This is a genomic window from Duncaniella sp. B8, assembly GCF_005304985.1.
GTDB classification, from domain to species: Bacteria; Bacteroidota; Bacteroidia; order Bacteroidales; family Muribaculaceae; genus Duncaniella; species Duncaniella muris.
The window spans coordinates 2,453,047-2,478,105 of sequence record NZ_CP040121.1 but is presented as its reverse complement, the minus strand read 5'-3'; the positions used below and the strand labels follow the sequence as shown (position 1 = coordinate 2,478,105).

The 25,059-nt window shown below is 52.3% G+C and carries 21 protein-coding genes and 1 riboswitch; of the genes, 15 read left to right on the top strand and 6 right to left on the bottom strand.

All coding sequences use genetic code 11. The features are described 5' to 3' along the window. The 5 genes from FDZ78_RS10515 (at nt 1) to FDZ78_RS10495 (ending at nt 9,349) form a co-directional block, all read left to right on the top strand. On the top strand, nt 1-2,436 hold the full coding sequence (locus FDZ78_RS10515; RefSeq protein ID WP_123611100.1) for a transglycosylase domain-containing protein: 2,436 nt from the start codon (nt 1-3) through the stop codon (nt 2,434-2,436). A gap of 94 nt (nt 2,437-2,530) precedes the next feature. Continuing rightward, nucleotides 2,531-2,779, top strand: a riboswitch (cobalamin riboswitch). A 222-nt stretch (nt 2,780-3,001) separates the two neighbouring features. Continuing rightward, complete coding sequence (locus FDZ78_RS10510) at nt 3,002-4,135, top strand: DUF4465 domain-containing protein (protein ID WP_136408520.1); 1,134 nt, start codon at nt 3,002-3,004, stop codon at nt 4,133-4,135. 15 nt (nt 4,136-4,150) lie between these two features. After that, nucleotides 4,151-5,923: a PKD-like domain-containing protein gene (locus FDZ78_RS10505; RefSeq protein ID WP_240740384.1), complete on the top strand. Its 1,773-nt coding sequence runs from the start codon at nt 4,151-4,153 to the stop codon at nt 5,921-5,923. A gap of 301 nt (nt 5,924-6,224) precedes the next feature. Further along, nucleotides 6,225-7,289: a glutaminyl-peptide cyclotransferase gene (locus tag FDZ78_RS10500; RefSeq protein WP_240740398.1), complete on the top strand. Its 1,065-nt coding sequence runs from the start codon at nt 6,225-6,227 to the stop codon at nt 7,287-7,289. Nucleotides 7,290-7,354: 65 nt separating this feature from the next. Then, complete coding sequence (locus tag FDZ78_RS10495) at nt 7,355-9,349, top strand: TonB-dependent receptor (protein WP_370291902.1); 1,995 nt, start codon at nt 7,355-7,357, stop codon at nt 9,347-9,349. A 182-nt stretch (nt 9,350-9,531) separates the two neighbouring features. Here FDZ78_RS10495 and FDZ78_RS10490 read toward each other — a convergent pair whose 3' ends face one another. Then, nucleotides 9,532-10,149, bottom strand: coding sequence for an outer membrane beta-barrel protein (locus tag FDZ78_RS10490; RefSeq protein ID WP_136408517.1), 618 nt, complete (start codon nt 10,147-10,149; stop codon nt 9,532-9,534). Between the two features lie 158 nt (nt 10,150-10,307). Between FDZ78_RS10490 and FDZ78_RS10485 the strand changes: the two genes are divergently transcribed. Further along, entirely contained in the window at nt 10,308-11,504 is a 1,197-nt protein-coding gene (locus FDZ78_RS10485) for an aminopeptidase C (protein WP_136408516.1), read from the top strand. Nucleotides 11,505-11,516: 12 nt separating this feature from the next. On the opposite strand, the gene FDZ78_RS10480 is transcribed toward FDZ78_RS10485, so the two are convergent. Continuing rightward, complete coding sequence (locus FDZ78_RS10480) at nt 11,517-12,473, bottom strand: DMT family transporter (protein ID WP_136408515.1); 957 nt, start codon at nt 12,471-12,473, stop codon at nt 11,517-11,519. Nucleotides 12,474-12,565: 92 nt separating this feature from the next. On the opposite strand from FDZ78_RS10480, the gene FDZ78_RS10475 reads away from it, so the two are divergent. Next, on the top strand, nt 12,566-13,651 hold the full coding sequence (locus tag FDZ78_RS10475; RefSeq protein ID WP_137426199.1) for a hypothetical protein: 1,086 nt from the start codon (nt 12,566-12,568) through the stop codon (nt 13,649-13,651). A gap of 39 nt (nt 13,652-13,690) precedes the next feature. Here FDZ78_RS10475 and FDZ78_RS10470 read toward each other — a convergent pair whose 3' ends face one another. Then, the gene (locus FDZ78_RS10470; RefSeq protein ID WP_136408512.1) at nt 13,691-14,284 is read right to left on the bottom strand and encodes a Maf family nucleotide pyrophosphatase; all 594 of its coding nucleotides are present in this window, start codon (nt 14,282-14,284) and stop codon (nt 13,691-13,693) included. A gap of 43 nt (nt 14,285-14,327) precedes the next feature. Further along, complete coding sequence (locus FDZ78_RS10465; protein ID WP_369699870.1) at nt 14,328-14,987, bottom strand: YitT family protein; 660 nt, start codon at nt 14,985-14,987, stop codon at nt 14,328-14,330. A 228-nt stretch (nt 14,988-15,215) separates the two neighbouring features. Between FDZ78_RS10465 and FDZ78_RS10460 the strand changes: the two genes are divergently transcribed. The 7 genes from FDZ78_RS10460 to FDZ78_RS10430 all read left to right on the top strand — a co-directional run bounded on the left by FDZ78_RS10460 (nt 15,216) and on the right by FDZ78_RS10430 (nt 20,968). Next, on the top strand, nt 15,216-16,097 hold the full coding sequence (locus FDZ78_RS10460) for a TraB/GumN family protein (RefSeq protein ID WP_168182031.1): 882 nt from the start codon (nt 15,216-15,218) through the stop codon (nt 16,095-16,097). 111 nt (nt 16,098-16,208) lie between these two features. Further along, complete coding sequence (locus FDZ78_RS10455; RefSeq protein WP_107037111.1) at nt 16,209-16,580, top strand: transposase family protein; 372 nt, start codon at nt 16,209-16,211, stop codon at nt 16,578-16,580. Continuing rightward, nucleotides 16,555-17,520, top strand: a complete 966-nt coding sequence (locus FDZ78_RS10450; protein ID WP_240740261.1) for a transposase — start codon at nt 16,555-16,557, stop codon at nt 17,518-17,520. Before FDZ78_RS10455 ends, FDZ78_RS10450 begins: the two co-directional genes overlap by 26 nt. Before the next feature lie 153 nt (nt 17,521-17,673). After that, on the top strand, nt 17,674-18,900 hold the full coding sequence (locus FDZ78_RS10445; RefSeq protein ID WP_136408189.1) for a transposase: 1,227 nt from the start codon (nt 17,674-17,676) through the stop codon (nt 18,898-18,900). Nucleotides 18,901-18,954: 54 nt separating this feature from the next. Beyond that, nucleotides 18,955-19,800, top strand: a complete 846-nt coding sequence (locus tag FDZ78_RS10440; RefSeq protein ID WP_124075766.1) for an ABC transporter ATP-binding protein — start codon at nt 18,955-18,957, stop codon at nt 19,798-19,800. 5 nt (nt 19,801-19,805) lie between these two features. Next, nucleotides 19,806-20,603, top strand: a complete 798-nt coding sequence (locus FDZ78_RS10435; RefSeq protein WP_107031989.1) for a hypothetical protein — start codon at nt 19,806-19,808, stop codon at nt 20,601-20,603. Between the two features lie 8 nt (nt 20,604-20,611). Beyond that, entirely contained in the window at nt 20,612-20,968 is a 357-nt protein-coding gene (locus tag FDZ78_RS10430) for a GntR family transcriptional regulator (protein WP_123398313.1), read from the top strand. Between the two features lie 149 nt (nt 20,969-21,117). On the opposite strand, the gene FDZ78_RS10425 is transcribed toward FDZ78_RS10430, so the two are convergent. Together FDZ78_RS10425 and dnaB are read right to left on the bottom strand one after the other, a co-directional pair. Beyond that, nucleotides 21,118-22,173, bottom strand: a complete 1,056-nt coding sequence (locus tag FDZ78_RS10425) for a leucine-rich repeat domain-containing protein (RefSeq protein ID WP_107031991.1) — start codon at nt 22,171-22,173, stop codon at nt 21,118-21,120. Nucleotides 22,174-22,336: 163 nt separating this feature from the next. Continuing rightward, on the bottom strand, nt 22,337-23,908 hold the full coding sequence (dnaB, locus tag FDZ78_RS10420; RefSeq protein ID WP_107031992.1) for a replicative DNA helicase: 1,572 nt from the start codon (nt 23,906-23,908) through the stop codon (nt 22,337-22,339). A gap of 223 nt (nt 23,909-24,131) precedes the next feature. Here dnaB and ispE point away from each other — a divergent pair, with 223 nt between their 5' ends. Further along, a complete protein-coding gene (gene ispE / locus FDZ78_RS10415; RefSeq protein ID WP_124075767.1) occupies nt 24,132-24,953 on the top strand; it encodes a 4-(cytidine 5'-diphospho)-2-C-methyl-D-erythritol kinase in 822 nt (273 codons plus the stop codon). The last annotated feature ends 106 nt before the right edge of the window (nt 24,954-25,059 follow it).

The following is a 25,059-nucleotide window of genomic DNA, read 5'->3' as shown; positions in this document are numbered from 1 at the left end:
ATGCAACAGACTGACCAGAATACTCTCCACAAAAAGAAAGCTGAAACCGGATCAGAAACCGGCAAGGGCAAGAAAGCTAAAAGCCACCGCGGACTGATAGCCACGCTTTGGACTGTCTTCGCACTCGGCGTTATCGGAGTCTTTTTCTTCCTCTTCCTTGTCTACAACGGAGTGATCGGTTATATGCCTCCCGTTGAAGAGCTCAAAAATCCGACTGACCGCTTTGCCTCGGTGCTTTACTCGGCTGACGGCAAAGAGATCGGGCGCTATTTCGTAGGCACCGGCAACCGCGTCTATGCCGACTTCGACGAGGTGTCGCCACACGTAATCAATGCGCTTATCTCGACTGAAGACGTGCGCTTCGAGGAACATTCGGGCATCGACATGCGAGGCCTGGGACGAGTCCTGTTCAAAACCGTGCTCATGGGCAACAAGAACGCAGGCGGCGGATCGACTCTGACCCAGCAGCTTGCCAAGCAGCTCTACTCGCCGTCAAGCAGCGGATTCCTGTCGCGCGCCATGCAGAAACCCATCGAATGGATGATCGCCGTCAAACTCGAACGCTACTATTCGAAGGAGGAGATCATCAAGATGTATCTCAATCAGTTTGACTTCCTTTACAACGCTGTGGGCATCAAATCAGCCGCACACGTCTACTTCGGCAAGGCCCCTAAGGATCTTAAGATAGAAGAAGCCGCCACACTGGTAGGTATGGTGAAAAATCCATCGTATTACAACCCCGTGAGGCAGAACGAGCGCACCCGGCAGCGCCGCAACGTGGTTCTGGCACAGATGGAAAAAGCCGGCAAGATCACCAAAGCCGAGCTTGACTCTCTGTCGGCGCTCCCGCTGACCCTCGACTTCAACCGCGTGGATGCCAAAGACGGAATCGCGCCCTATTTCCGCGAAGAACTCCGCCGCATGCTGCGCGCCCACAAGCCCGAACGGCAGAACTACCGATCATGGGAAACCCAGAAATACGTAGATGACTCGATTGCCTGGGAAACCAATCCGCTTTTCGGCTGGATCGAGAAAAATCCCAAGCCTGACGGCTCGAAATATGACATCTATACAGACGGTCTGAAAATCTACACCACAATCGATACCCGCATGCAGGCTTATGCCGAAGAGGCTGTGGCCGAACACCTCGGCGGCTACCTCCAGCCGGCATTCTTCCGCGAAAAGCGCGGGACACGCGGAGCGCCTTACACCTCTGACCGCGCCGAGCTGTCGGAAATACGCCGCAACCACCTGATCCGCAACGCTATGAAAAACACCGACCGCTACCGCACAATGGTAAAGGCCGGCGCCTCGCGCGAGGAGATAGACCGGGCGTTCAACACGGCCCGCGAAATGAAGGTGTTCACCTATCACGGTTCTGTTGACACGGTGATGACACCGCTCGACTCAGTGCTCTACCAGAAGATGTTCCTGCGCACCGGATTCATGGCAATGGATCCGCTCAACGGCCACATCAAAGCATATGTGGGAGGTCCTGATTTCGGCTACTTCCAGTATGACATGGTGTCGACCGGACGCCGCCAGATCGGTTCTACCGTCAAGCCCTTCCTCTACACCTATGCGATGGAAGAAGGTTTCACCCCCTGCGATGAATTTTCCAACACCCAGCCGGTGATCACTGACGAAAGCGGCCGCGTCTGGGCTCCGCGAAACGCCGGATCGGCGCGCGTCGGCGAGATGGTCAATCTCCGCTGGGCGCTCACCAACTCCAACAACTGGATTTCGGCACGCCTGATCTCTCAGCTCTCTCCCCCATCGCTCGTCAGAACAATGCACAATTTCGGTATCACTGCCGACCTGCCTCCGGTGATGTCGCTCTGTCTCGGTCCGGCCGATGTCTCGGTCAAGGAAATGGTCACCGCCTACTCGGCCTTTGCCAACAACGGCATGAGAGTCGACCCGATGTTTGTGACCGCCATAGCCGACAACAACGGCAATATAATTTCGGAATTCTCTCCGCGCCACACTGAAGTGATCAGCGAGAAAGCCTATTACCGCATACTCTCGATGCTCCTCAATGTGGTCAACGAAGGAACAGCCCACCGAGTGCGCTCACGCTACGGACTGACCGCCGAAATGGGAGGCAAGACCGGAACTACCAACTACAATGCCGACGGCTGGTTCATGGGCTTCACCCCGCAGCTTGTGGCCGGCACCTGGGTCGGCGGCGAGGAACGCTTCATCCACTTCAACACTATGGCCTACGGCCAGGGTGCCGCTATGGCCCTCCCGATCTATGGCCGCTTCATGAAAAAAGTCTATGCCGACAAGAGCCTGAACTACAGTCAGAGCGCCCGCTTCGACTTCCCGGCCGGAGTGGATCTCTGTGAAAAAGAGTTCTACGGCTATTATGACGAGGAAGTGGATGCCGACAACAATGCCGAAGACACCTCGATGGAAGGAGTCTTTGACTGATTACTTCGACTGACAATCCGAGTATATTTGACAGAGGGCTGCATGAAAATGCGGCCCTTTGTCAAATAATTTTGCAAAGTTGACGAAATTCGTTACCTTTGTCGGCGAAAATGGTTGCTCGGACGTGAAGAGTCACGCAGACAACGAGCACAAAAGGGAATCCGGTGCAAATCCGGAACAGTACCCGCTGCTGTAAGTTCCACTCCATTCAACCCGGATGGAAAGATCTGCTGCAAAAGCCATTGCCCCACACCTGACAGAGCTGAAAGGCTCCGAGGGAGGACGAGAAGGCGCAGACAGGCCGGAACAAGTCAGAAGACCTGCCATTTTCCTGACATATGAATTTTGCGTCTGCGGGAATTTACAGACAGGAATCCACTCTTTCAGCAACCATCGGCGGCTACAAGGCAGGGAGTCAGAACACGGCACCATGATCAGAGCCGAAGGCAGGAAAGAGAAAAACAATGTAATCAATTGCATCATCCTATCCGCATCTTTTCGCGCGCAAAACCGCAGAAAAGACGCGGATTTTTCTTTTCGGCATTTTTAACCAATAAATGATAACATGACTACAAAGTTTTTCTACCTGCCGTGCATCGTCGCACTGGCCTGTATGCTTCCGATGACCAGCTGCTCTGACGACAAAGACGCACCCGAACCCCTGGTTCCGGAATTTGTCATCACCGGCTGCGAAGGAGTCCAGGATTTCAACCGTGGCGAAAGCAAGACCTACAGCGTGGATGCCAGCAACATCGCCCAAATCACCATCTCGGCTCCGACCGGCTGGACGGCTGACTACTCTGACGGCACTCTGACCGTCACCGCCCCTTCTGACGAAGAGCGCGACGTCACCTGCAAAGGCAAAATCGTAATCTCGACCATGTCTGAAGACGAAATCGAGGCAGAGGCAGCGATCGAGGTGTCGACCTACGAACTGCGCTTCCTGACTTTCGAGGACGCAGACGCGCACTTCAACTCTTTCACACTCCCATACTGCAACAAGACAATCTCGACTTGGAGCGACCTCATAGACAGCAAGCAGTATGGAGGCGAGCTGCTCTACGGCTCTGGCGGCTATGGCATGGACGATCCATACAGCTGGTATGACCAGAACAACACCGAACTGCGCCACTCCATGCCGCCGGCTTTCAGCATGTACTGCTACTGGAGCGGCGGCCACGCCATCTCGAATTATGCCGACACCGATCTGAGCCACGGCGATTTCTCACACCAGCTCTCAGTCTACGGTGCCGGAGGCCACAACGGTTCAAGCAACTTCGCCATGCACTACGGATATCTTGACGGCTCGCAGTTCAATATGAACGAGGGACTCCCGGCCATTGAGTTTGCCGACGGCAAAGCCCGCATCATAGATCATATGTGGGTAATGAACTCCACATATGCCATGAACTGCTATATCTCCGGCAACGGCCTCACCGCCAAGATCGGTCCTGACGACTGGGTGCAGATCGTAGCTACAGGATATGCAGCCGACGGCAGCAAGGCAGGCGAAAGCAAGTTCTATATGTGTAACGGGCCTGACAACATTGTCCGCGACTGGACCCGCTGGGACCTTTCCGAGTTAGGCAAAGTGGCTAAAGTTGAGTTCAACGTGACCGGATCATCGGACAACGGCTATGGCTTCAGCCAGCCTGCCTATTTCGCCTATGACGACGTGGCAGTACGCTTCGAAGAATAAAATAATATGAACAGAATGATAGAAAGAACGGGCACAGCCGCCGCTATACTTCTGGCGGGGGCTATGCTCTTTTCCTGCAACCGCGACGAGGTGATCGAGAATGACAACGCGGCGAAACCGCAGATCATCCTTGACAGCGAGAGCGGAATCTATACGGTGAATGCGGGCGACGAACTGACGATAGCTCCGGCCTACCGCAATGCCGAGGGTGCCTCGTATCTCTGGACTGTAGACGGCACCGAGGCCGCGACCACTGCGGAATTCACCCGGCAGTGGACCGAGACGGGCGAATATTACGTGACCGTCACCGTGAGCAACAAGGCCGGGAGTTCCAGCGAAGACCTGAGAGTGGACGTGGTCGATCCGGCCGCTCCGATAATTTCACTTCCTCTTGCAGGCAACTCTCTGACGCTCGCCGTGGGATCGGAATATGTGTTCCGCCCGGAGATCAGCAATAGTGACAGAACGGATTTCAAGATCAGCTGGACACTCGACGGTGTGGAAGTCGGCTCGGATATGGACTACCGCTTCCAAGCCGGGGAGACGGGTGACTACAAGCTGACAGTCAGAGCGTGGAACGCCGATGGCGAAGATTCGGTGGAGATCAGCATCTGTGTGACCGACAAGTTGCCTTACAGCCTATCATTCCCTACACCGTCATATTTCCAGACATCAACCACACGCTACACGTTTGCCGGACGCCCCGTGTTTCTGAGTCCGCTAATCGAAAATCTTGCGGCCCGGAAATTCTCATGGACGGTTGACGGAGTGGCAAGCGAATGCACTGCGCGGACCTTCCCCTTCACCCCCGATGCGCCGGGCGAATATATTGTCAGCCTGACGGTCGACGAGACGGCAAGCGCATCGGTCAAAGTGGTCTGCGTGGATGCCACAGAGGCGCAGCGCTGCCGCAGAGCTTCAGCCGGAAGTTCGGCCGAGAGCACCAAGGTGTTTGAATGGGTTCCGGCTCCTGGCCAGTTCATAGGCGAGACTTCAACCGGAGGAATGACCGGCAATGAGACAACACTTGCCCAGGCAAACGCGTGGGCCTCGGAGCGACTTGCCAAGAAAGCCTTTGTCTCTCTAGGAGGGTTCGGAGGCTATATAATAGTCGGTTTCGACCACAGTATCAGCAGGAGAGACGGGCAGTTTGATTTCGCCGTCATGGGTAATGCGTTTTTCAACGCTACAACCGGATCAGGAGGCTCCAACGAGCCCGGTGTGATCTATGTCATGCAGGATGTCAACGGCAACGGACTTCCCGATGATGAATGGTATGAACTGCGCGGATCGGAGACCGGAAACGCCGGCACACGTCAGGACTATGCAGTGACCTATTACCGCCCTGCCGGGCCGAAGATGAATGTGCAGTGGACCGACAACTACGGTGGCGACGGCTGTGTGGACTATCTAAGCGCCTTCCACCGTCAGGACTACTACTATCCGGCCTGGATTGAAGCTGATTCATATACGCTCCACGGCACCTGCCTGGCAGCCCGGACCTCTCAGGACCCAAGTTCCGGTTTCTGGGACAACAGCGCATTCGGCTGGGGTTATGCCGACAACAAAGGCAGTGACGACCTCGGCGGCCCGAACGGCTCAGGCGGCGAAGGACAGCGCAACGGATTCCTGATCGAAAACGCGATGTATCCGGACCTGACGCATATAAATCTCCAGTATATCGACTTCATAAAGGTGCAGACCGGAGTCAATTCCAAATCCGGATGGCTCGGTGAAGTCTCTACCGAAGTGTTTAATTTCCAGGACCTCTCGCTGATGCCTCAGTAGGCATGACAGAAGCCTGAACCATTAGACCATAACTCCAAACTTTACTCTTTTTTCTGCCGACCGGCAGGCCCTGCCGGGCTGACGGACGCAAGGGAATGACAGTGTTCCCGCCGTCTGAGGCTTTCAGGATACTCTGGCCTGAAACCAACCAGACAAAAAAGATTCCCTTGCATCATCCGTCAGCCCGGCGGGACCTCCGATCATCCGCACCGCAGGCAGTTGGCGTTCTCGCATAAAAGAAGTAATTTTGCGGCGCTTAAACGCACGCATGACAAATAAAGATCAAGAAGCAGTGAAATCAATGCTGAAACCATTCTCAATATTCATTCTGATCCTCTCCTCTCTGACCCTGGGCGGGTGTATGGAGTGGGACTACGGCGAAACGGAAGACTTCGATGTCACCGGATCGGGCCTTTTCATAACCAACGAAGGGAATTTCCAGTACGGCAACGCCACTCTGAGCTACTACGATCCGGCCACAAACACTGTGCAGAACGAGGTGTTTTTCAGAGCCAACGGCATGAAACTCGGCGATGTGGCCCAGTCGATGAGCATCTATGACAACAAGGGGTGGATAGTGGTCAACAACTCTCACGTCATCTTCGCCATAGACCTCAACACATTCAAGGAGATCGGGCGCATAGAGAATCTGACATCACCGCGCTATATCCACTTTCTGAGCGATGAGAAGGCCTATGTCACACAGCTGTGGGACAACCGTATCTTCATCGTCAACCCGAAGACATATGAAATCACCGGCTATATCACGGTGCCTGACATGACTATGGAAAGCGGATCGACCGAACAGATGGTGCAGTACGGCAAATATGTGTACTGCAACTGCTGGAGCTACCAGAACCGCATCATAAAGATCGACACCGAAACTGATCAGGTGGTCGACCAGCTGACCGTAGGCATCCAGCCTACATCACTGGTGCTTGACAGATATGACAAGATGTGGACCGTGACTGACGGCGGCTATGAAGGCAGCCCCTACGGCCATGAGGCACCGTCGCTCTACCGCATCGACGCCGCGACTTTCACCATCGAGAAGCAGTTCAAGTTCAAATTCGGCGACTGGCCTTCGGAGGTGCAGCTCAACGGCACCGGCGATACGCTCTACTGGATCAACAATGACATCTGGAGGATGGATGTCACCGCAGACCGTCTGCCGGTGAGACCGTTTCTGGAATACCGCGACACAAAATACTACGGACTTACAGTCAATCCCTTCAACGGCGAAGTCTATGTGGCGGATGCAATAGACTATCAGCAACAAGGAATGATCTACCGCTACAGTCCGCAGGGTGAGCTTATCGATGAATTCTATGTAGGCATAACACCGGGTGCCTTCTGCTGGAAATGACAGTTACTTACCGGATTGCATCTATGAAAAAAATTCTGATATTGTTTCTGCTGCTCGCCGGAATCATGCCCGGTTTCGCGCAGCGTTCCTATAAGCTCGGCGAGGTGGTGGTCAGAGCCAAACGTCCTATGAAAGAGATCGGCGTGACCAAGACCACATTCGACAGCGCCATGCTCAAAGAGAACATAGCCCTTTCGATGGCCGACATTCTTGCGTTCAACTCCTCAATATTCGTCAAAAGCTACGGCCGCGCCACCCTTTCGACGGTGGCGTTCAGAGGCACCTCTCCGAGCCATACACAGGTGACATGGAACGGTATGCGCATCAACAATCCGATGCTCGGCATGACCGACTTCTCGACCATACCCTCCTATTTCATAGACCAGGCATCGCTGCTCCACGGCACATCGTCGGTCAACGAAACCGGCGGCGGTCTGGGCGGACTGGTGAAACTGGCCACCGAGCCTGACACACCTGAGGGCTTCAACGTGCAGTATGTCCAGGGCATCGGTTCGTTCAGCACCTTCGATGAATTCGCCCGTCTGACCTACGGAAGCGACAAATGGCACGTGTCGACCCGCGCCGTCCACTCCTCGTCGCCAAACGACTACAAATATATCAACCACGACAAAAAGGTCAATATCTATGACGATGACCACAACATAATAGGCCAGTATCACCCTAAGGAGCGCAACCGCAGCGGAGCGTTCAGAGACACCCACATTCTGCAGGAGATCTACTACAATACGCTCAAAGGCGACCGTCTGGGGCTGAATGCGTGGTATATCGACTCGAACCGCGAACTGCCGATGCTGACCACCGACTACGGCAACGAGGCAGACTTTGAAAACCGCCAGCGGGAACAGACATTCCGCAGTGTGCTGTCATGGGACCACACCCGCTCCAAATGGAAAGCCGGCCTGAAAGGGGGCTATATCCACACATGGATGGCCTATGACTACCGGCGGGAAGTCTCCGAGGGCAACTGGGCCTCGATGACCCGCTCACGCAGCAAGATCAACACCATCTACGGGCAGGCGGAGGGTGAATACACTCCGAGCCGCAAATGGTTTTTCACCGCCAATCTCTCGGCTCACCAGCACTTTGTGCGCAGCCAGGACAGAAACATAATACTCCAGGACGGCGACAAGGCGATAGTAGGCTATGACAAAGGGCGCATAGAGCTTTCGGGATCAGCCTCAGCCAAATGGCAGCCCATTGACCGGCTCGGCATGTCAGTGGTGGTGCGCGAAGAGATGTTCGGCACCGACTGGTCGCCTCTGATTCCGGCATTTTTCATTGACGGGGTTGTGCTGCCTGAAGGCAACGTCACTCTCAAGGCCTCCATTTCACGCAACTACCGCGTCCCGACACTCAACGACCTCTATTTCCTGCCGGGTGGCAATCCTGACCTGCGCAATGAGCACGGTTTCACCTATGATCTTGGCGCAAGCTTCGAGATAGGCAAGAAGGAAGTCTACAGCCTGAGCGGAAGTGTCACCTGGTTTGACTCTCGTATCGACGATTGGATAATATGGCTGCCGACCACCAAGGGATTTTTCTCACCCCGCAATGTCAAGGAGGTGCATGCCTATGGCGTTGAGGTCACCGGCAATCTCGGCGTTCAGCCGTTCAAGGGATGGTTTCTCGATCTGAACGGGTCATATTCGTGGACCCCGTCGATCAATGAGGGAGAAAAGATGTCACCTGCCGACCAGTCGGTTGGCAAGCAGCTGCCATACGTGCCGAAGCATTCGGCATCGCTGACGGGGCGGCTGTCATGGCGTTCGTGGGGATTTCTTTATAAATGGTGCTGGTATTCCGAGCGGTTCACCATGTCGAGCAACGACTATACCCTCACCGGACATCTTCCTGAGTATTTCATGAGCAATATCTCTCTCGAAAAAGGGCTGTCGTTCAAGCCTATCGATCTGTCGCTGAAACTTGCAGTCAACAATCTTTTCAACGAAGACTATCTTTCGGTGCTTTCGCGCCCTATGCCCGGCATCAACTTCGAATTTTTCATCGGCATAACGCCGAAGTTCGGAAAGAAAAAGTGATCCGGCCGGCTATGTTATCCGGCCAGTCCGAGGCATAGCTGTCTGTCAGCCAGATTCTCAGCACCTCTGATTGAAATTACCAAAATGCAACGCACCCTGACGAATGTCGCGACATTCGTCAGGGTGCGAAATATTTTAAGAACTTTTATGGGAGAAAAGCAGTATGCTTTACCGGTCGGAGATCAGAAGAAGTAGGTGACGCGTATGTCCCAGGTGCGATTTTTGGCGCTGTAGTCTGTTAGGACTTTTGCCTTCAGCGCATAAGTCATGCCCCATGTGTAGGAGGCTGAGAGCTGCCAGTTTTTCAGGATTTCGGCTCCGACACCGGCTGTCAGACCGAGGTCTCCGCCGGAGAATTTCATGGCGTCACATTTGCCGTATGCCACCTGGATGTCAAAGGTCGGTCCGCCAAAGACGAAAGGAGCCAGATAGTCCTCGAATCCCTGAAAGCGGGTGTATTTGAATTTCAGATGGAAGGGGATCTGGATGTTGTGGATATAGATGCGTTCCTTGCCATAAGAGTCTTCCCACATAGGAAAATCGCCCATATTGAGCGAGGCTCCCAACTGTTCATAGCGCAGGCCGAGGTCAATGCCGAAGCCGATGCCCGGAAACATCATTTCGCCGTTGATACCGGCAGATTCTCCAAAGCCCTGATCAACGGTCAGGATTTTCTGCTTGAACTTGAAACTGTTGAAATTGACTCCGACGGTAGGACCCCAGCGGAACTGGGCCGATGCACCGAACGCTCCGAGAAGAGCCAGAAAAAATATGATGAATCTAAGGGGTGTCCTGTTCATAAACTTTATAAGTAAATTGACTTTTTTGTAAAACACGAACGCAAAGTTACAACTTTTTCTTTAAATTTCTTGATATGACATAATTTTATCATAACTTTGCATCAATCATTCATCACATCCCAACAACGTAATTCAGTAATACCAACTACCGGATACACATGAAAAAATACATTTTAGGCACAGTAGCTCTCTCGCTCGCTTTCGGTGCTTTCGCAGATGAAAGCAAGGCGAAAAACGACACCGTCGGCGGCTTCAAATTCACCGATGTGAAGTTAGTCAAGACCACTCCGGTCAAAGACCAGAACAAGTCAGGAACCTGCTGGAGTTTCTCCGGAATCTCTTTCCTTGAGGACGAAATCCTCCGCAAGACAGGCAAGGAAGTGGATCTCAGCGAGATGTTCATTGTGCGCCACTGCTACAATGACAAGGCTGACAAGTATATCCGCATGAACGGCACCATCAACTTCGCCCAGGGCGGCAGCACTCTCGATGTGCCTTATGTGATGGTCAATTACGGTCTTGTGCCTGAAGAAGCATACACCGGTCTGCAATACGGCACCGAGAAGCACGAGCACGCCGAACTCAGCTCGGTGCTCACCTCGATGGTCAATTCCGTGAACAGCGCCAAAACCAAGTCGCCTGTATGGAAAAAGGCATTCAAGGGTGCGCTCGACGCATATTTCGGCGAACTGCCCGAAACATTCGAGTATGAAGGCAAGACCTACACTCCGCAGAGCTTCGCTCAGTCACTCGGCATCAACGCCGCCGACTATATCCCCGTGACCTCTTTCACCCACCATCCGTTCTATCAGTCATTCGCTATCGAAGTGGCCGACAACTGGCTCTGGGAGAAATATCACAATGTGCCTATGGAAGAGATGAAGGCCATAGTTGACAACGCTCTTGACAACGGCTACTCCGTAGCTTGGGCCGCTGACGTCAGCGAACCCGGCTTCAACTGGACCGACGGCTACGCTGTGATCCCCAAAAAGAAGACCGAGAAAGACATGAACGGCACCGAACTCGCCCGCTGGGTGAAACTCAGCGACAGAGACCGGGAGAAGGAAAGCAACAAGATCTCCGGTCCGCGCGAGGAAATCACAGTGACCCAGGAACTCCGTCAGGAAATGTTTGACAAGCAGGAGACTACCGATGACCACGGCATGGTGATAGTGGGAAAGGCCGTTGACCAGGAAGGCAACAAATACTACAAGGTGAAGAACTCCTGGGATACCAACCACGTTTATGACGGTTTCTTCTACGTGTCAGAACCTTACTTCCTTGCAAAGACTCTTGACATTCTCGTGAACCGCGAGGCTATTCCAAAGAGCATCGCCAAGAAGATGAAAATCTGATTTTTTGAAATCTTACGGCTTGCAGGAGCCTGAGCGGAGGCGCTGACGGCGTTTAGCAAGTTCAGTCATCACCATTCCGGCGATTATAAGCAACATGGCCACAATCTGGAACCAACGGATTGTGGCCACTTTCATTATCACCGAGGCGATTGTAGCCACGACCGGGAGGAAATACTGATACATCGAGACCAGCTCACTGCCAATGAGCTTCTCGGCGGGATTGATCAGGAAGTAGGACAGGAATGTGGGGCAGAGCAGCACGAAAGTGATGCAGACCCAGGGCAACCATGAGGAGGAATAGAATATTGCGGCATGGGGCAATGACGGAAGCAGGAACAAAGCCGGAATACATGACATCAGGAAAACCCAGCGGAGCATGGAGACCGGACGATAGGTCTGCATGGGGCGTTCGAGGATTACGAGATAGAAAGCATAGCAGAGAGTTGAGGCGAAAGCGAGAAGATCGCCGAGCAGTCTGTCGGAGCCATGCCCGTTGCCATGATTCGAGGCTATGACTATTACGGCTCCGGCAAAGGCCACGATGACGCCGCCGATTTCAAGCAGAGTAGCCCTGCGGTGCTGAAACAGGATTCCGATCAGTATGACGAACACCGGCGGGAAGGTCATGATGATTGAAATGTCGATCGGGTCGCCGTAGCGCAGCGACATGTTGAATAGATACATGAAGCAGAACAGGCCGAGGGCGCCGCCGAGGAATATGCGCAGGTAGTCATGACGCGAGATGCGCTCGGTCTTCACAAACAACGAGGCGAGCCACATCAGTATGCAGCCCCCTCCAAGCCTGAAAAGGGTAAGATCGACCGATGACATCCATTCGGGTATCAGAAGCTTGGCAACAGGGATGTTGACACCGAAAAATATTGTTGACAACATGATCAGCAGGTTGCCTTTTATCAGTTCACCGGCAGAACGCGGGCGCAGGTCGGGATCGATCGGAGTATTGGCCATAGAGGTGTGTTTTTATAAGGTCTTTCATTTTAACAACAATATTGAGTAAATTTGCACTGCTAAAAATTGTCAAATCATCTAAAACGCCATCTGTGAAACTCCATCTTTTCAATCCTGAAAACGATCTCGCACTCGGACTGGGATGCCGCAACTATACTCCCCCGCCCCACGCAGCCGCCATCCACCGGGCGGGTGCTCTGCTGCCTCTGTGGTGGGCCGGGGAGGATGATCTGGTCATCGCCCCGGAAGGACTGGCGGCTGATGCCGGACAGCTGAAAGAGAGGTTCGGCCTTCACGGCAATATTTTTACCGGGCAGCCTGTGAAAGCCACTCCCGCTCCCTGGGGGTGGAGCGCCGATGCCAAACGGCAGTTCACCGTGGCAGGGGTCAGGCCGGAAACACTGCCGTCAGACGAGATGATAGGCAGGCTGCGCCTGCTCAGCCACCGGCGCATGACAATAGAAATCATAGAAGGGCTTGGGGGAGACTGTCCGGTTCCGACAGAGGCTACAGATCCAGAGGCTGTGGTCGAGGCAGAGAGGCTTTCGCCCGGATGTTTCATCAAGTCGCCGTGGTCAGGGAGCGGGCGTGGTGTGTTCTGCGCACGTTCGCTTGACGAAAAGGCGCTCTACAAGCGGGCTGCAGGTATAATAAACCGTCAGGGGAGCGTGATGGTGGAGCGCGGGCTTGACAAAGAGCTTGATTTCGCGGCGCTTTTCCATGCAGAAGGCGGTCGGGTGTGTTTCAAGGGATGGTCTGTATTCAAGGCTGAATCAAGAGGCATGTACAGCGGAAACATTGTGGCTCCGCAGAGCCGCCTCCACGAAATTATCTGCGGATACCTGCCTGCAGAGATGCTGGCTGATACCATCAGTCGCGAAGAGGAGATACTGAGCCGACTTGCAGGCGGCAGCTATGAGGGATGGCTCGGCATTGACATGATGGTCTATCGCGAGAATGGGGAGATGAAACTGATGCCCTGCGTGGAAATGAATCTGCGCATGACAATGGGGGTGGCCGCAATGAAAATTGGAGAAAAGCTGTCGCTGCAGACTCCGGCTCTGCTTGCGTGGCGGCACAGGGCTGATGAAGCTGACCTCGAAGGCTCTACCATTCTACTGCCTCCGTCAGACGGTTTCGCTCTGACTCTGACCGAGATCGGGGAGCCGGCTCAATGAGCAATGACTGACTACATTCAGTAGGTCGTTACAGATTACCTAAACAATGACTTTCAGCACAGAGTAGAGACGCTGCACAGGGAGGCCCATCACATTGTAGAAACTGCCTGAAATGCCCTTGATTCCGGCGGCGCCGATCCATTCCTGGATGCCATAGGCTCCGGCTTTGTCGAAAGGCTTGTATTTCGCCACATAGTAGGCTATCTCATCGGCTGCCAGAGGTGCGAAGTCCACGACTGACTCGGCAGAAAATGTCTGGCAAAGGTCAGGAGTGCGCACGGTCACACCTGTGACCACTTTCTGTTCACGCCCCTGCATAAGAGTTATCATCCGGCAGGCGTCAGCCTCATCCTCAGGCTTTCCAAGCACCTTGCCATCAAGGATGACCACAGTGTCGGCCGTAATGACCACTTTCTTTTCGCCGGGAGCCAAGGGATAGGCCGAGGCTTTAAGACGCGATAGATAAACCGGAACTTCTTCAGCGGGAGTGCCGTCAGGGACGATCTCGTCGACCGGATGGGATGTGTCGACACGGAAATTAACGTCGAGCATTTCCAGAAGCTCCCTGCGGCGGGGAGATCCGCTGGCGAGGATCACTTCATAGCCGCTCAGATTGTCAAGAGGATGAAACATTTTTTCGTTCGGAATATGTAGGAGATAGTATGATGGATGATTCTCACCGTCTAAGTATGCGGTGGACGGGAATGTGGCTTATCAGACGAGTGTTGATGAAACTTACAAGCAGACCGACACCCAGGGCTGCAACGAGAGTGCCCTCGCGCACACCGATGATGGAATGAGTCATGGCAAGCGAGGTCACAACGGCAATAAGCACCAGGCCGACATCGACCATGACTTTAACGCGGCCAAAGTCTTTGCCGAAACGGCGGGCGGCGTATTTCACGAAACCTTCACCGCTCATGGCCACTACATTGGGTTTTATCTCCAGCTCCACACCGAAGGCCTGGATGAGACAGCCCGCGGCGAGAAAAGCAAGTGCGCCGGCATATGACTCAGGAGTCATGTCACGGAAAAGATACATGTTGATATCAAGAAAGGCTGAGAAAAGCAGAGAGAAGGGGATCTGCATCATGATCTCCATATAGTCACGGCGTGTTCCGATGCCACGGAGAAACCAGAACTGTCCGGCTATGAGCAGCATGTTGAGAATGAAAGTGGCCATTCCGAGAGTAAGCGGAGTGTTGAGGCTCAGGACATAGGAAAAGCTTGAAATGGGAGATGTCCCCAGCGATGAACGAATTATCAATACCACACCCAGTGTCAGAAAATACAGGCCTATGATAAATACCGCATACCTGATGATCCAATTTCTCATAATTATATTTTTTATTGTTCTCTCCGTTCTTACCGCGTTGATCTGAATCTGATGGCCGGAGCCATATTTTTTGCAAAATTACAAATTTTTTTCGAAAAATTTTGGATGAAAGAAAAATGTCCCTACCTTTGCAGTGTGTTAGTAATGTACAACACTAAACAACAACATCACATTTCTGACTCAAGCACAACAGGCACCAACATCTCCAACAAAAATCACATCTGTAAAATGAAAAAGACAATCTTATCTCTACTTCTCATTATTTCAGCCGCCGTCTGTGGCAACGCACAGCTTTTATGGAAAATTTCAGGCAACGGACTTGAAAAACCGTCATATCTTTTCGGCACACACCACGTGGCTCCCGTTTCAGTCATCGACAGTGTGGCAGGGCTCAACGAAGCCATCGCATCGGCCGATAAAATCTATGGCGAAATGATAATGTCAGAATCCATGTCGCCCCAGTCGCAGCAGATCATGATGGGCTATGCTATGGCTCCACAGGACAGTCTGCTGACTTCAGTGCTCACTCCCGCCCAGACCGACTCCCTTGACGTGATGCTCAGACACTACATGGGGGCGATGGCCTCCGCCAAGCAGTTTGCCCAGCTCAAACCGGCCATGCTCTGCACTCTTATAGCCCTGATTCAGAATCAGACTGTGTTTCCTAACTTCAACCCTCAGCAGCAGATCGACGGCGAGATCCAGAAACGCGGAGCCGCACTCGGAAAAGAAATCGGCGGATTCGAGACCATCGAGGACCAGTGTAACGCTCTTTTCGGATCGTCAATCATTGAACAGGCCGAGAGCCTGATGGAGATGGTGCGCAACGACAGTCATGCAGCCGAGATGGCAAAAAAACTTGCAAAGGCCTATCTTGCAGGTGACCTCAACCAGATGCTCGAACTCATGGAAGATCCGGCCAGCGGCTCATCTGATGAATGGAGCGAACGCATGATCAACAGGCGCAACGCAAACTGGGCGCGCATCATGGCCGGACTGCTGCCAAGTGCTTCCGTATTGATCGCCGTCGGCGCCGGACATCTGCCCGGCGAGAAAGGTCTCATCAGTCTTCTGCGCAAAGAGGGCTATTCGGTGGAAGCTGTCAAATGATTTCTGGAATTACACCTATATTAATATATACCTTATTACAATGATTCGGTAAAAATGGGTCAAGCCGAAAGCACGGTGCATGAATTTTGAGAAAAGTGTTAAATTTGTGGCATGAAAACCGCAGATGCAATATGGATGTGCCTGCCCGAGGGCATGGACGAACTATTTGAAATGGTGCGCTTCGAGCGCACGGAACAGTCCTATGACATATGGCTTGACGAAAAGAAGAAACTGTCTGATGAAGACTATCGTAATCCAAATATCGTAGCGCGAGGCTATACGGATTATGTAACAATACAGGACTATCCGATGCGTGGACGGCCTGTATTTCTTCACATGCGCAAGAACAAGTGGTGGGACAGGCAGACCAACGAAATCTTCAGCTACAATCTCGAACTTCCCAACGAGGAAGGAACACGACTCAGCGCCGAGTTCGTGGCTTTTTTAAAAGACGAAGGTGGAGACGACAGCCCTGTCGATTAAACAGATAGCGCAGATGTACTGCGTCAACGGCAAACATTTTGCCGACTTGTACCGCAATAAGATAAGCGGTTACGCCGACTGGTGCGAACAGGAGCTTGGCTGTGGGTTCTATTTCAACGCCGATAATATCGGCCCTTACATGAGTCTTGATGAGACGTGTCTGAGCAACGGGGAGGTATGGACGTTCCTGACCAACAAGGACGGCCACGGAGGCAAGGGAACACTTGCGGCAGCCATTCCCGGAACAAAGAGTGACGAAATTATATCCATACTCATCGGAGCTATGGAGAAATCAATCAGACGCAGGGTCAAGGAAGTGACCTGCGATCTCTCGCCATCAATGATGCTCATAGCCGCAGAAGTGTTCTATAACGCCCATGTAGTCAACGACCGTTTTCATGTCCAACAGGTCTATAATGAGGCCGTTGACGAAATCCGCATTGACATTCGCCGACAGCTCATCGCAGAGGAAAACAACCGCAACAAGTCCGAACCGCCGGTAACGTACTCCAACGGAGAGACCATGCGCCAGATACTGGCTCGCAGCAAACACACTCTGATGATGTCGCAGAACAAATGGACTGACATACAGCGCCATCGTGTCAACATACTGTTCAAATACTATCCAATATTGAAGGCTGCATACAGCCTTGCGATGGAGCTGCGCAAGATTTTCAACGCTAAAATCTCACCGACAAAAGCCATGGGGAGGATGAACAAGTGGTATGAAAAGGTAATGGCATTGGGTAACAACAACTTCCGCTCGGTAATCAAAACATTCAAGAACCACGCCCCAACAATCCTGAACTATTTCCGTCGTCGTGCGACCAATGCCTCTGCCGAGGCATTCAACTCTAAAGTCAAAATATTTCGCTCACAAATGCGTGGTGTCCGGGACCGCGACTTCTTCATCTTCCGATTAGTCAAACTCTACGCCTAAAAATTTAACACTTCTAATTGCCCAATTTAACATATGCACCGTGCTTTCGGCTTGAGCCGTAAAAATTACAGAAGTAGTTGAAACTTAAGTTAATATAACGAATTGTCAAATACAAATGAATCGCCAAAGCGTTCATTATAAAAATCTTAGCGTATGAACGTATTGACGATTCTCAAAGACTTCACCTTTCGGTGTAAGTCGGTATTTGAAAATACTACAACCAAGATGAGCAAAAGGTTCCTCAACTGGCTGATTTTAACAATACGCACTGTGGCGTTGATTCCGGGCAAAGTCAATTTTACCCGGCTGTCGCGCTATGGCGGTCGTACAGCCAAGACCTTTGCCTCCAATTTCAAGACACCCGTAGACTGGATGAAAGTCAACATAGGTATGGCACAGGATTGTTTTGGACCGTCCGATGACATGGCAGTGGCAATCGATCCGTCGTTTATCTCCAAATCCGGCAGCCTGACGTATGGCATAGGCCGTTTCTGGTCAGGGGTGGCACAACGTGTCAAACGCGGTCTGGAGATAATGGCGATCGGGGCAATAAGCCTGAGTAAACATACATGTGTGATGCTCGGTGCTGTTCAGTCACCGAACTTCAGGACTCTTGAATCTGAGAAACAAATGTCAATGCTTGACTGGTATGTGGCACTTGTCAGGTCAAAGGCGACAGAGCTGCTCTCACTGACGGATATTCTGGTTGCCGATGCCTTTTTCTCCAAATATGAATTTGTGAATGAAGTGGTTGGCATGGGCTTCCGGTTTGTCGGGAGATTACGTGCCAACTCATATCTGAGGTATCTGGCCATGCCGGATTCCTCCGCCCCGCGAAGACGCGGCAGAAAGAAAAAGTATGGAGAGAAAGTGGATTTCTCCAGCCTTGATATGTCCGTGTTCACTTCATTCATATATGAGGATTCCAAAGGAAACAAAACCCGATGTCACACGGCGGTCGTACACTCGAGGGCATTGAAACGCGACATCCGTATCGTGGTCTGTCCGGTTGAAAACGGAGAGCCTCTCCTGTACTTCTCCACCGACACCGACATGAGGCCTGAAAAGATCATCGGTTTCTACCGCACCCGCTTCCAGATTGAGTTCGGCATACGCGATGCCAAACAGTTCACAGGACTCCAGTCTCAGCAGACCCGGGACAGGGATCGGCTTGACTTTGCGTTCAATCTTTCCTTCACTGCCCTCAATGTCTGCAAAGAGGTCATAAGGAAAGATTATCCGGGTCTTTCGTTAGCGCAGTTCAAACGGCTTATGTTTGAATCTTATCTCGCCTCAACAATTATTTCGACTTGCGGAAAATCTCCGCATCTCAAAATAATTCAGAAAATAAATCATCGGTTGGCTCAGTTAGCGGCTTAGCCAAGGCTGAACAACCTCAAATTTTACCGAATCATTGTTATTATATATACAGCCATGATCACCATTGACCATCTGACCTACTCATATCGCCACGGGTTCACAGCCATCAGCGATGCGACGGCATCAATCGCACCGGGCATCCATCTGCTTCTCGGCGAGAACGGTGCCGGAAAAACGACAATCCTGCGGCTGATAGCCGGCCTGCTCTTCCCGTCGGCAGGAAGCGTAGAGGCTGACGGCTGCGACATGAGCCGGCGTTGTCCATCGACTCTGAAAAAAGTGTTCATGCTCCCGGACGCGATGGAAATTCCAGCCACCACGATCAGAGGATTCGCCGGAATGCACAGCCGCTTCTACCCTACCTTCTCTCAGGAGACATTCGAGGAAAACCTTCATGATTTCCGACTGACCGGCCATGAGAATTTCAATCAGCTCTCACTCGGTCTGCGCCACAAGTCACTGCTTGCCTATGTGCTTGCGTTAGGGGTAGACGTGCTGCTCCTCGATGAACCGGCCAACGGTCTTGACATCGACTCAAAGAAGACACTGCGCAATATGCTTGCACGATGCACCGGCCCGGACCAAACCGTCATCGTCTCCACCCACACCGTCTCGGACCTTCGGGAACTGTATGACGGACTGATCATGCTATCGCGCGGACGATTGCTTCTGGCACGTCCCACATGGGAGATAGCCGAGAAGATCTCCTGCGTGGCCACCCCTATCCCGCCGGCCGACGCACTGTTCACCGAGCAGGGGCCAGGAGTGTTTCTCTCCGTCACCGCCAACCGTGGCAACGAAGACAGCGATCTGAATTACGCGCTTCTCTACTCGGCCCTTATGTCAGGCGCACGCGATGCCATCCTGAATCAAATCAATTCACAAACATCTGAATCATAGCAGCAATGGACACAATAGCCACTCTCAACGACAAATTCTCATGGCGCCGCTGCCTGAGCATCGGCCTGCTGTATAAGAAATCCATAATCTATTACCTCTCCGGTTCGGCGGCAGTTTCGCTTCTGTGCGTCCTGCTGGTAGAACTCGTCAACCACTCCGGAGGCAATGTGATGGCCACATATTCGCTGACAAGCCTGCTCGTGGCAGCCGCCTTCTATTTCAGCCCTATCATGTTTGCCCGGCGTGATGACACTATCATGACGCTCCTGCCGGTCAAGACATCTGAAAAACTTGTGTTCTATCTGCTCTTAGTGCTCGTGGTGACTCCCGCCGTGATCGAAAGCATCTGGTACGGACTAAACCTGATCTTCTCGATGATCAACAAGGACTGGGATCTGACAAAAGTTGTCTCTGCCTATCTTTCAGACTCAGGTACTAACTTAGGCGACGAGAACGAATGCCAGCTAAAAATATCTCAGGTCATAGCCGGATGCATCCAGGCATTCGCCCTCATCATCACCGGTCTGTATGTAGTGCTCCGCAGCACCCTCCACCGCGTTGTCAAATCAATGAGCAGCGTTTTAGGCATGATATTCTTTATCCTGATTATGGCCGGAGTGACCGGAGGCGTGATTGCCGTGGCCAAAATGAGCATCGATACCGATCCGACAGAACTTTCAGCCATAATAGTTGAAGAAATGATGCCTTATATGATAGTAATGTGGGGTGCCATGCTTATCTACGGACTTTTCATGACATACAGAATATACCGCCTGCTCGCCACACGTCAGGCCAAAAACTGATATCTTTCATGGATTTTACATCTGACAAACCAATTTACCGACAGATCATAGACTTCAGCTTCGGCCAGATCCTGACAGGAGCCTGGACGGCCGGCGAACGGGTGCCGTCAGTCAGGGAACTTTCAGTGCAACTGTCAGTCAACAGCCACACAGTGCTGAAGGCTTATGAATATCTTCAGGCGGAAGGGATCATAGTCTCGCGCCGCGGCATGGGCTTCTATCTGACCGCCGATGCACTGGAGCAAGTCAACCAGGCACGTCGCCGCGAGTTTTTCGACTCGACTCTCACCGGCCTCTTCAGGGAGATGGAACTGCTCGGCATTTCCATTGACGAAGTGGTCAGCAAATACAACAGCCGTTCATAGAGCTGCCGAAAAGCCATGCCGGACAGACGCAAGCCTGCCGGAAACCATCGAGAAGGTTTCCGGCAGGCTATATGTGTGAGTTTGCGTTATTGGGTCTGCTTATTCAGACGGTCAGAGACAACGGCTGATATTCATTCGGCAGTGGCTGATCAATAGTTCCACTGGCAGGCAACCATTCGGAGACTGTTGCAACCGATGGTGCGGAAGTCAATGATAGTATTGTAGCGACAGTTGATGTAGGTAAGAGCCTGGTCGAACGAAACATCAAGAGTGTTGAGCTGGTTGTTGTTACAGATCAGACGCTGGAGGAAGGTCTGGTTTGCGAGATCCAGAGTGGTGAGATCATTGTAAGAACAGTCGACATACTGGAGGTTGGCGCAGTTTTCAACAGAGAGTGTGGTCAGATCATTGTAGGAGCAGACGAGGTCGAGAAGAGCGCTGCAGTCACGGACTCCGAGAGAAGTCATGTTGTTGTCAGAGCAGATGAGAGTGGCAAGCGAAGGCAGCCCGGAGATGATCAGATTAGCGATTTCGTTGTCATCCACATTGAGGTTCTGAAGATTCTCCACACCTGTGAGCTGAAGGGTTGTAAGCTTGTTGTAACCGCAATAGAGGTTCTTGAGAGCTGTACAGCCTGACACATTCAGAGCTTCCAGATGGCAACCCTGACAGTTGAGGGTCTTGAGGTTGAAACTGTTGGCAAGGCTGAGTTCCACAAAGAGGTTGCTTGACACATTGAGATTCTGAAGAAGCGGAGTGTCAGAAAGGTCAATTTCAGTAAGACGGTTCTTGTAGACAGCTACCTGCACGAGATTCTTACAACCTGAGAAGTCAACCTGAGTGAGCTTGTTGCGGCTTGCGTTGAGATCAGACAGTGCCGGACAGTTGGCGACGCTGAGTGTTGTGAGTTCGTTACGTGAGACATCGACTTTGGCAAGAGCTTTGAAATTGGCGAGGTTGAGGGTGCCAGCCAATTTTTTGTCTTTCCATTCGATGGCGGTTACATGTCCGTTTTCGACTGTCACACCTTCAATCGAGGCGATGGCATTGATGTCGGAAACTTTAAGGGCCGATGCATTGGTTCCCTCTTTTGCGGGCTCAGAAAGAAAAGCCTTAAGCTGTTTAGCTTCATTCTTGTCAAGACTCTGAGCAAATGCAGCCACGCTACCCAGCATGATTGCAATGATTAATAACGCTTTTTTCATAAAACAATAGTTGGTTTTGTTAATTTTATCTATCTAACAAACCGTGTTTATGAAAAGTTTTATGACCGTTAAAAATCGTTTCCTCAATAGGCTCAGAGGCCATATTTTTTTATAGCCTGTTCTCCAGAATATTCATTAACGCATGAAATCCAGTCATATCGCATCAGAAGGGAGCTACGTCGTCGCCGGGCGCACCGAGGATGTCGGCCGAGCCGCCGCTGAACGGGCTTGCCGGCTGTCCGAAGCCTCCGCCGCCAAAATCATCATCGCCGGCATTGAGGCGCGACACTTTGGAGCCGCTTGTCATCTCCGGCTCGCTGTCCCAGTTCTCGAAACGGGCATAGCGCGATTTGAATCGCATCTTCACATCGTCCACACGGCCGCTACGGTGCTTTGCCACGATGAATTCGGCCAGGCCGCGGATGTCATTGCCGGCGGCATCGACCCCTGAACGCAGGTAATATTCCGGACGGTGGATGAAGCAGACAATGTCGGCATCCTGTTCGATCGCACCTGATTCACGAAGGTCGCTCAGCTGCGGACGTTTTCCATCCTTGCTGTCGGCGCCACGCGATTCTACACTTCGGTTAAGCTGCGAGAGGGCCACGATGGGGATGTTGAGTTCCTTGGCAAGCTGTTTGAGCGAGCGCGAGATCATGGAGACCTCCTGCTCTCGCGAACCGAATTTCATGCCTGAGGCATTCATGAGCTGGAGGTAGTCGATGATTATGAACGAGACGTTGTGCTCTCTGACAAGTCGGCGCGCCTTGGTGCGCAGTTCGAATATCGAAAGCGAGGCCGTGTCGTCTATATATAAAGGTGCACTGTAGAGGTTCTTGACTCTTGACATGAGCTGATCCCACTCCATCTGCGTCAGCTGACCGCTTTTGATCTTCTCGCCTTCAATCTCGCAGGTGTTCTGGATCAGACGGTTGACGAGCTGGAGGTTAGACATTTCAAGCGAAAAGATGGCCACGGGGATATTATAGTTGACAGCCATGTTCTTGGCCATCGAGAGCACGAATGCGGTCTTGCCCATCGCAGGACGGGCCGCAATGATGATAAGGTCGCTTCGCTGCCAGCCTGAAGTCAGTTTGTCAAGTTCATGATAGCCCGTCTCAAGACCTGAAAGACCGGAGGCACGGTTGGCGGCCGTCTGGATCTGCTCGATGGCCGAGTTGATCACAGGATCGATCTGTGTGACGTCTTTCTTGACATTACGCTGCGAGATTTCAAAGAGCTTGCCTTCGGCTTCCTGGAGAAGGTCGTCCACATCGTAGCTCTCGTCAAAAGCCTGCGCCTCGATCTGCGATGCGAATTTAATAAGTTCGCGCGCGAGATATTTCTGAGCCACGATGCGGGCATGGAACTCTACGTGAGCTCCTGAAGCCACTCTCGAAGTCAGTTCGGAGATGCGCAGCGGACCGCCGGCAGCCTCCAGTTCGCCCATCAGACGCAGCTTTTCGGTGACGGTGAGCATGTCGATGCTCTGCTGCGCGGCACCGAGACTCTGAATGGCGGCATAGATCTTCTGATTTGACGGATCGTAGAACGATTCTGGTTTCAGAATGTCACAGACAACCGTGTAGGCATCCTTTTCAAGCATAAGCGCGCCGAGCACCGCCTCTTCAAGATCGTTGTCGCGCGGAGGGATGCGGCCTCCGTGGTCAAAGACTGAGACATGTTGCGGTTTCGATGTTCTTCGCTGAGAGCCTGATGTGTTGTCCTGTGGCATGGCTGTGATATAGTGATGTTGTGGCTTTGTTAAGACGATTTTTCATACAAAGGTACGAAAAAGTTTCATCTTTCCGCCACTCAGAGCTTGTTTAAAAACAATAGTTAAAATCTGAGCGAAAGTTTTGAGGTGGATATGGTTCTGATTACACATGTCAGAAAAAAGCGCTACCTTTGCCTGAAATTTATACCGATTATTCTTTCACGAAGCACATTTCCTCCGTATGATCTTGTTTCCCAATGCAAAAATCAATCTCGGCCTTGACATTCTGCGCCGTCGGCCTGACGGCTATCATGACATTGAGACCGTGATGATCCCTGTCCCCTGGTGCGATGTTCTTGAGATAGTTCCGGCCAAGGGAAGCGAAACCACTCTGACTGTCAGCGGACGCCGGGTGGATTGTCCGCCTGAAAAAAATCTTGTGATGAAAGCCTACAGGGCTCTCGCCGAGACTGTGGAACTGCCGCCGGTCGACATTTTTCTGCGCAAGATCATACCCGACGGAGCCGGACTTGGAGGCGGATCGGCCGATGCGGCATTTACGCTCCGCGGGCTCAACGAGCTTTTCGCTCTCGGACTTTCCGACAGCCGGCTTGCTGAAATAGCCGCCGGACTCGGAGCCGACTGCCCCTTCTTCATCTATAACCGTCCGATGCTGTGCACCGGGATAGGTACGGAATTCACTCCGGCCGAAGTCAGCCTAAGCGGCCTCACCATAGTCATTGTCAAACCTCCGACAAGTGTGCCGACAGCCGAAGCCTACCGCCACATCACTCCGTCCATACCACAGACACCCATAGCCGGGATCATCTCCCGCCCCATAAGCGAATGGCGCGGACGGCTTAAAAACGACTTCGAACCGTCGGTATTTCCCGCCTACCCTTCAGTCAGCGAGATCAAGGAAAAAATGGAAGGACTCGGAGCCGTCTACACCTCCTTGTCAGGTTCAGGCTCATCGGTCTACGGCCTCTTCGACAATGACATTTTGGCAGACTGTCTGACAGAGACTTTCGCCGGTTCGGCTGTGTTCAGTTCAAAACTCTGATACCGCCGTCAGGCATCCGCTTTTTGTTGGACTATTGAACGTTATGCGCTCCGGTTTGTTGTAAAATCAGAAAGGGGCATGGCCAAAAGCACGTTTTGTCGGAAAA

What these genes read in the sequence shown, in the direction of transcription:
- FDZ78_RS10445 (WP_136408189.1), top strand. Translation starts at nt 17,674, where the DNA reads ATGAACGTATTGACGATTCTCAAAGACTTCACCTTTCGGTGTAAGTCG.
- FDZ78_RS10425 (WP_107031991.1), bottom strand. Translation starts at nt 22,173, where the DNA reads ATGAAAAAAGCGTTATTAATCATTGCAATCATGCTGGGTAGCGTGGCT.
- FDZ78_RS10505 (WP_240740384.1), top strand. Translation starts at nt 4,151, where the DNA reads ATGATAGAAAGAACGGGCACAGCCGCCGCTATACTTCTGGCGGGGGCT.
- FDZ78_RS10430 (WP_123398313.1), top strand. Translation starts at nt 20,612, where the DNA reads ATGGATTTTACATCTGACAAACCAATTTACCGACAGATCATAGACTTC.
- FDZ78_RS10435 (WP_107031989.1), top strand. Translation starts at nt 19,806, where the DNA reads ATGGACACAATAGCCACTCTCAACGACAAATTCTCATGGCGCCGCTGC.
- FDZ78_RS10470 (WP_136408512.1), bottom strand. Translation starts at nt 14,284, where the DNA reads ATGTTTCATCCTCTTGACAATCTGAGCGGCTATGAAGTGATCCTCGCC.
- FDZ78_RS10465 (WP_369699870.1), bottom strand. Translation starts at nt 14,987, where the DNA reads ATGAGAAATTGGATCATCAGGTATGCGGTATTTATCATAGGCCTGTAT.
- FDZ78_RS10510 (WP_136408520.1), top strand. Translation starts at nt 3,002, where the DNA reads ATGACTACAAAGTTTTTCTACCTGCCGTGCATCGTCGCACTGGCCTGT.
- FDZ78_RS10455 (WP_107037111.1), top strand. Translation starts at nt 16,209, where the DNA reads ATGAAAACCGCAGATGCAATATGGATGTGCCTGCCCGAGGGCATGGAC.
- FDZ78_RS10495 (WP_370291902.1), top strand. Translation starts at nt 7,355, where the DNA reads ATGCCCGGTTTCGCGCAGCGTTCCTATAAGCTCGGCGAGGTGGTGGTC.
- dnaB (WP_107031992.1), bottom strand. Translation starts at nt 23,908, where the DNA reads ATGCCACAGGACAACACATCAGGCTCTCAGCGAAGAACATCGAAACCG.
- FDZ78_RS10515 (WP_123611100.1), top strand. Translation starts at nt 1, where the DNA reads ATGCAACAGACTGACCAGAATACTCTCCACAAAAAGAAAGCTGAAACC.
- ispE (WP_124075767.1), top strand. Translation starts at nt 24,132, where the DNA reads ATGATCTTGTTTCCCAATGCAAAAATCAATCTCGGCCTTGACATTCTG.
- FDZ78_RS10460 (WP_168182031.1), top strand. Translation starts at nt 15,216, where the DNA reads ATGAAAAAGACAATCTTATCTCTACTTCTCATTATTTCAGCCGCCGTC.
- FDZ78_RS10485 (WP_136408516.1), top strand. Translation starts at nt 10,308, where the DNA reads ATGAAAAAATACATTTTAGGCACAGTAGCTCTCTCGCTCGCTTTCGGT.
- FDZ78_RS10490 (WP_136408517.1), bottom strand. Translation starts at nt 10,149, where the DNA reads ATGAACAGGACACCCCTTAGATTCATCATATTTTTTCTGGCTCTTCTC.
- FDZ78_RS10440 (WP_124075766.1), top strand. Translation starts at nt 18,955, where the DNA reads ATGATCACCATTGACCATCTGACCTACTCATATCGCCACGGGTTCACA.
- FDZ78_RS10480 (WP_136408515.1), bottom strand. Translation starts at nt 12,473, where the DNA reads ATGGCCAATACTCCGATCGATCCCGACCTGCGCCCGCGTTCTGCCGGT.
- FDZ78_RS10500 (WP_240740398.1), top strand. Translation starts at nt 6,225, where the DNA reads ATGCTGAAACCATTCTCAATATTCATTCTGATCCTCTCCTCTCTGACC.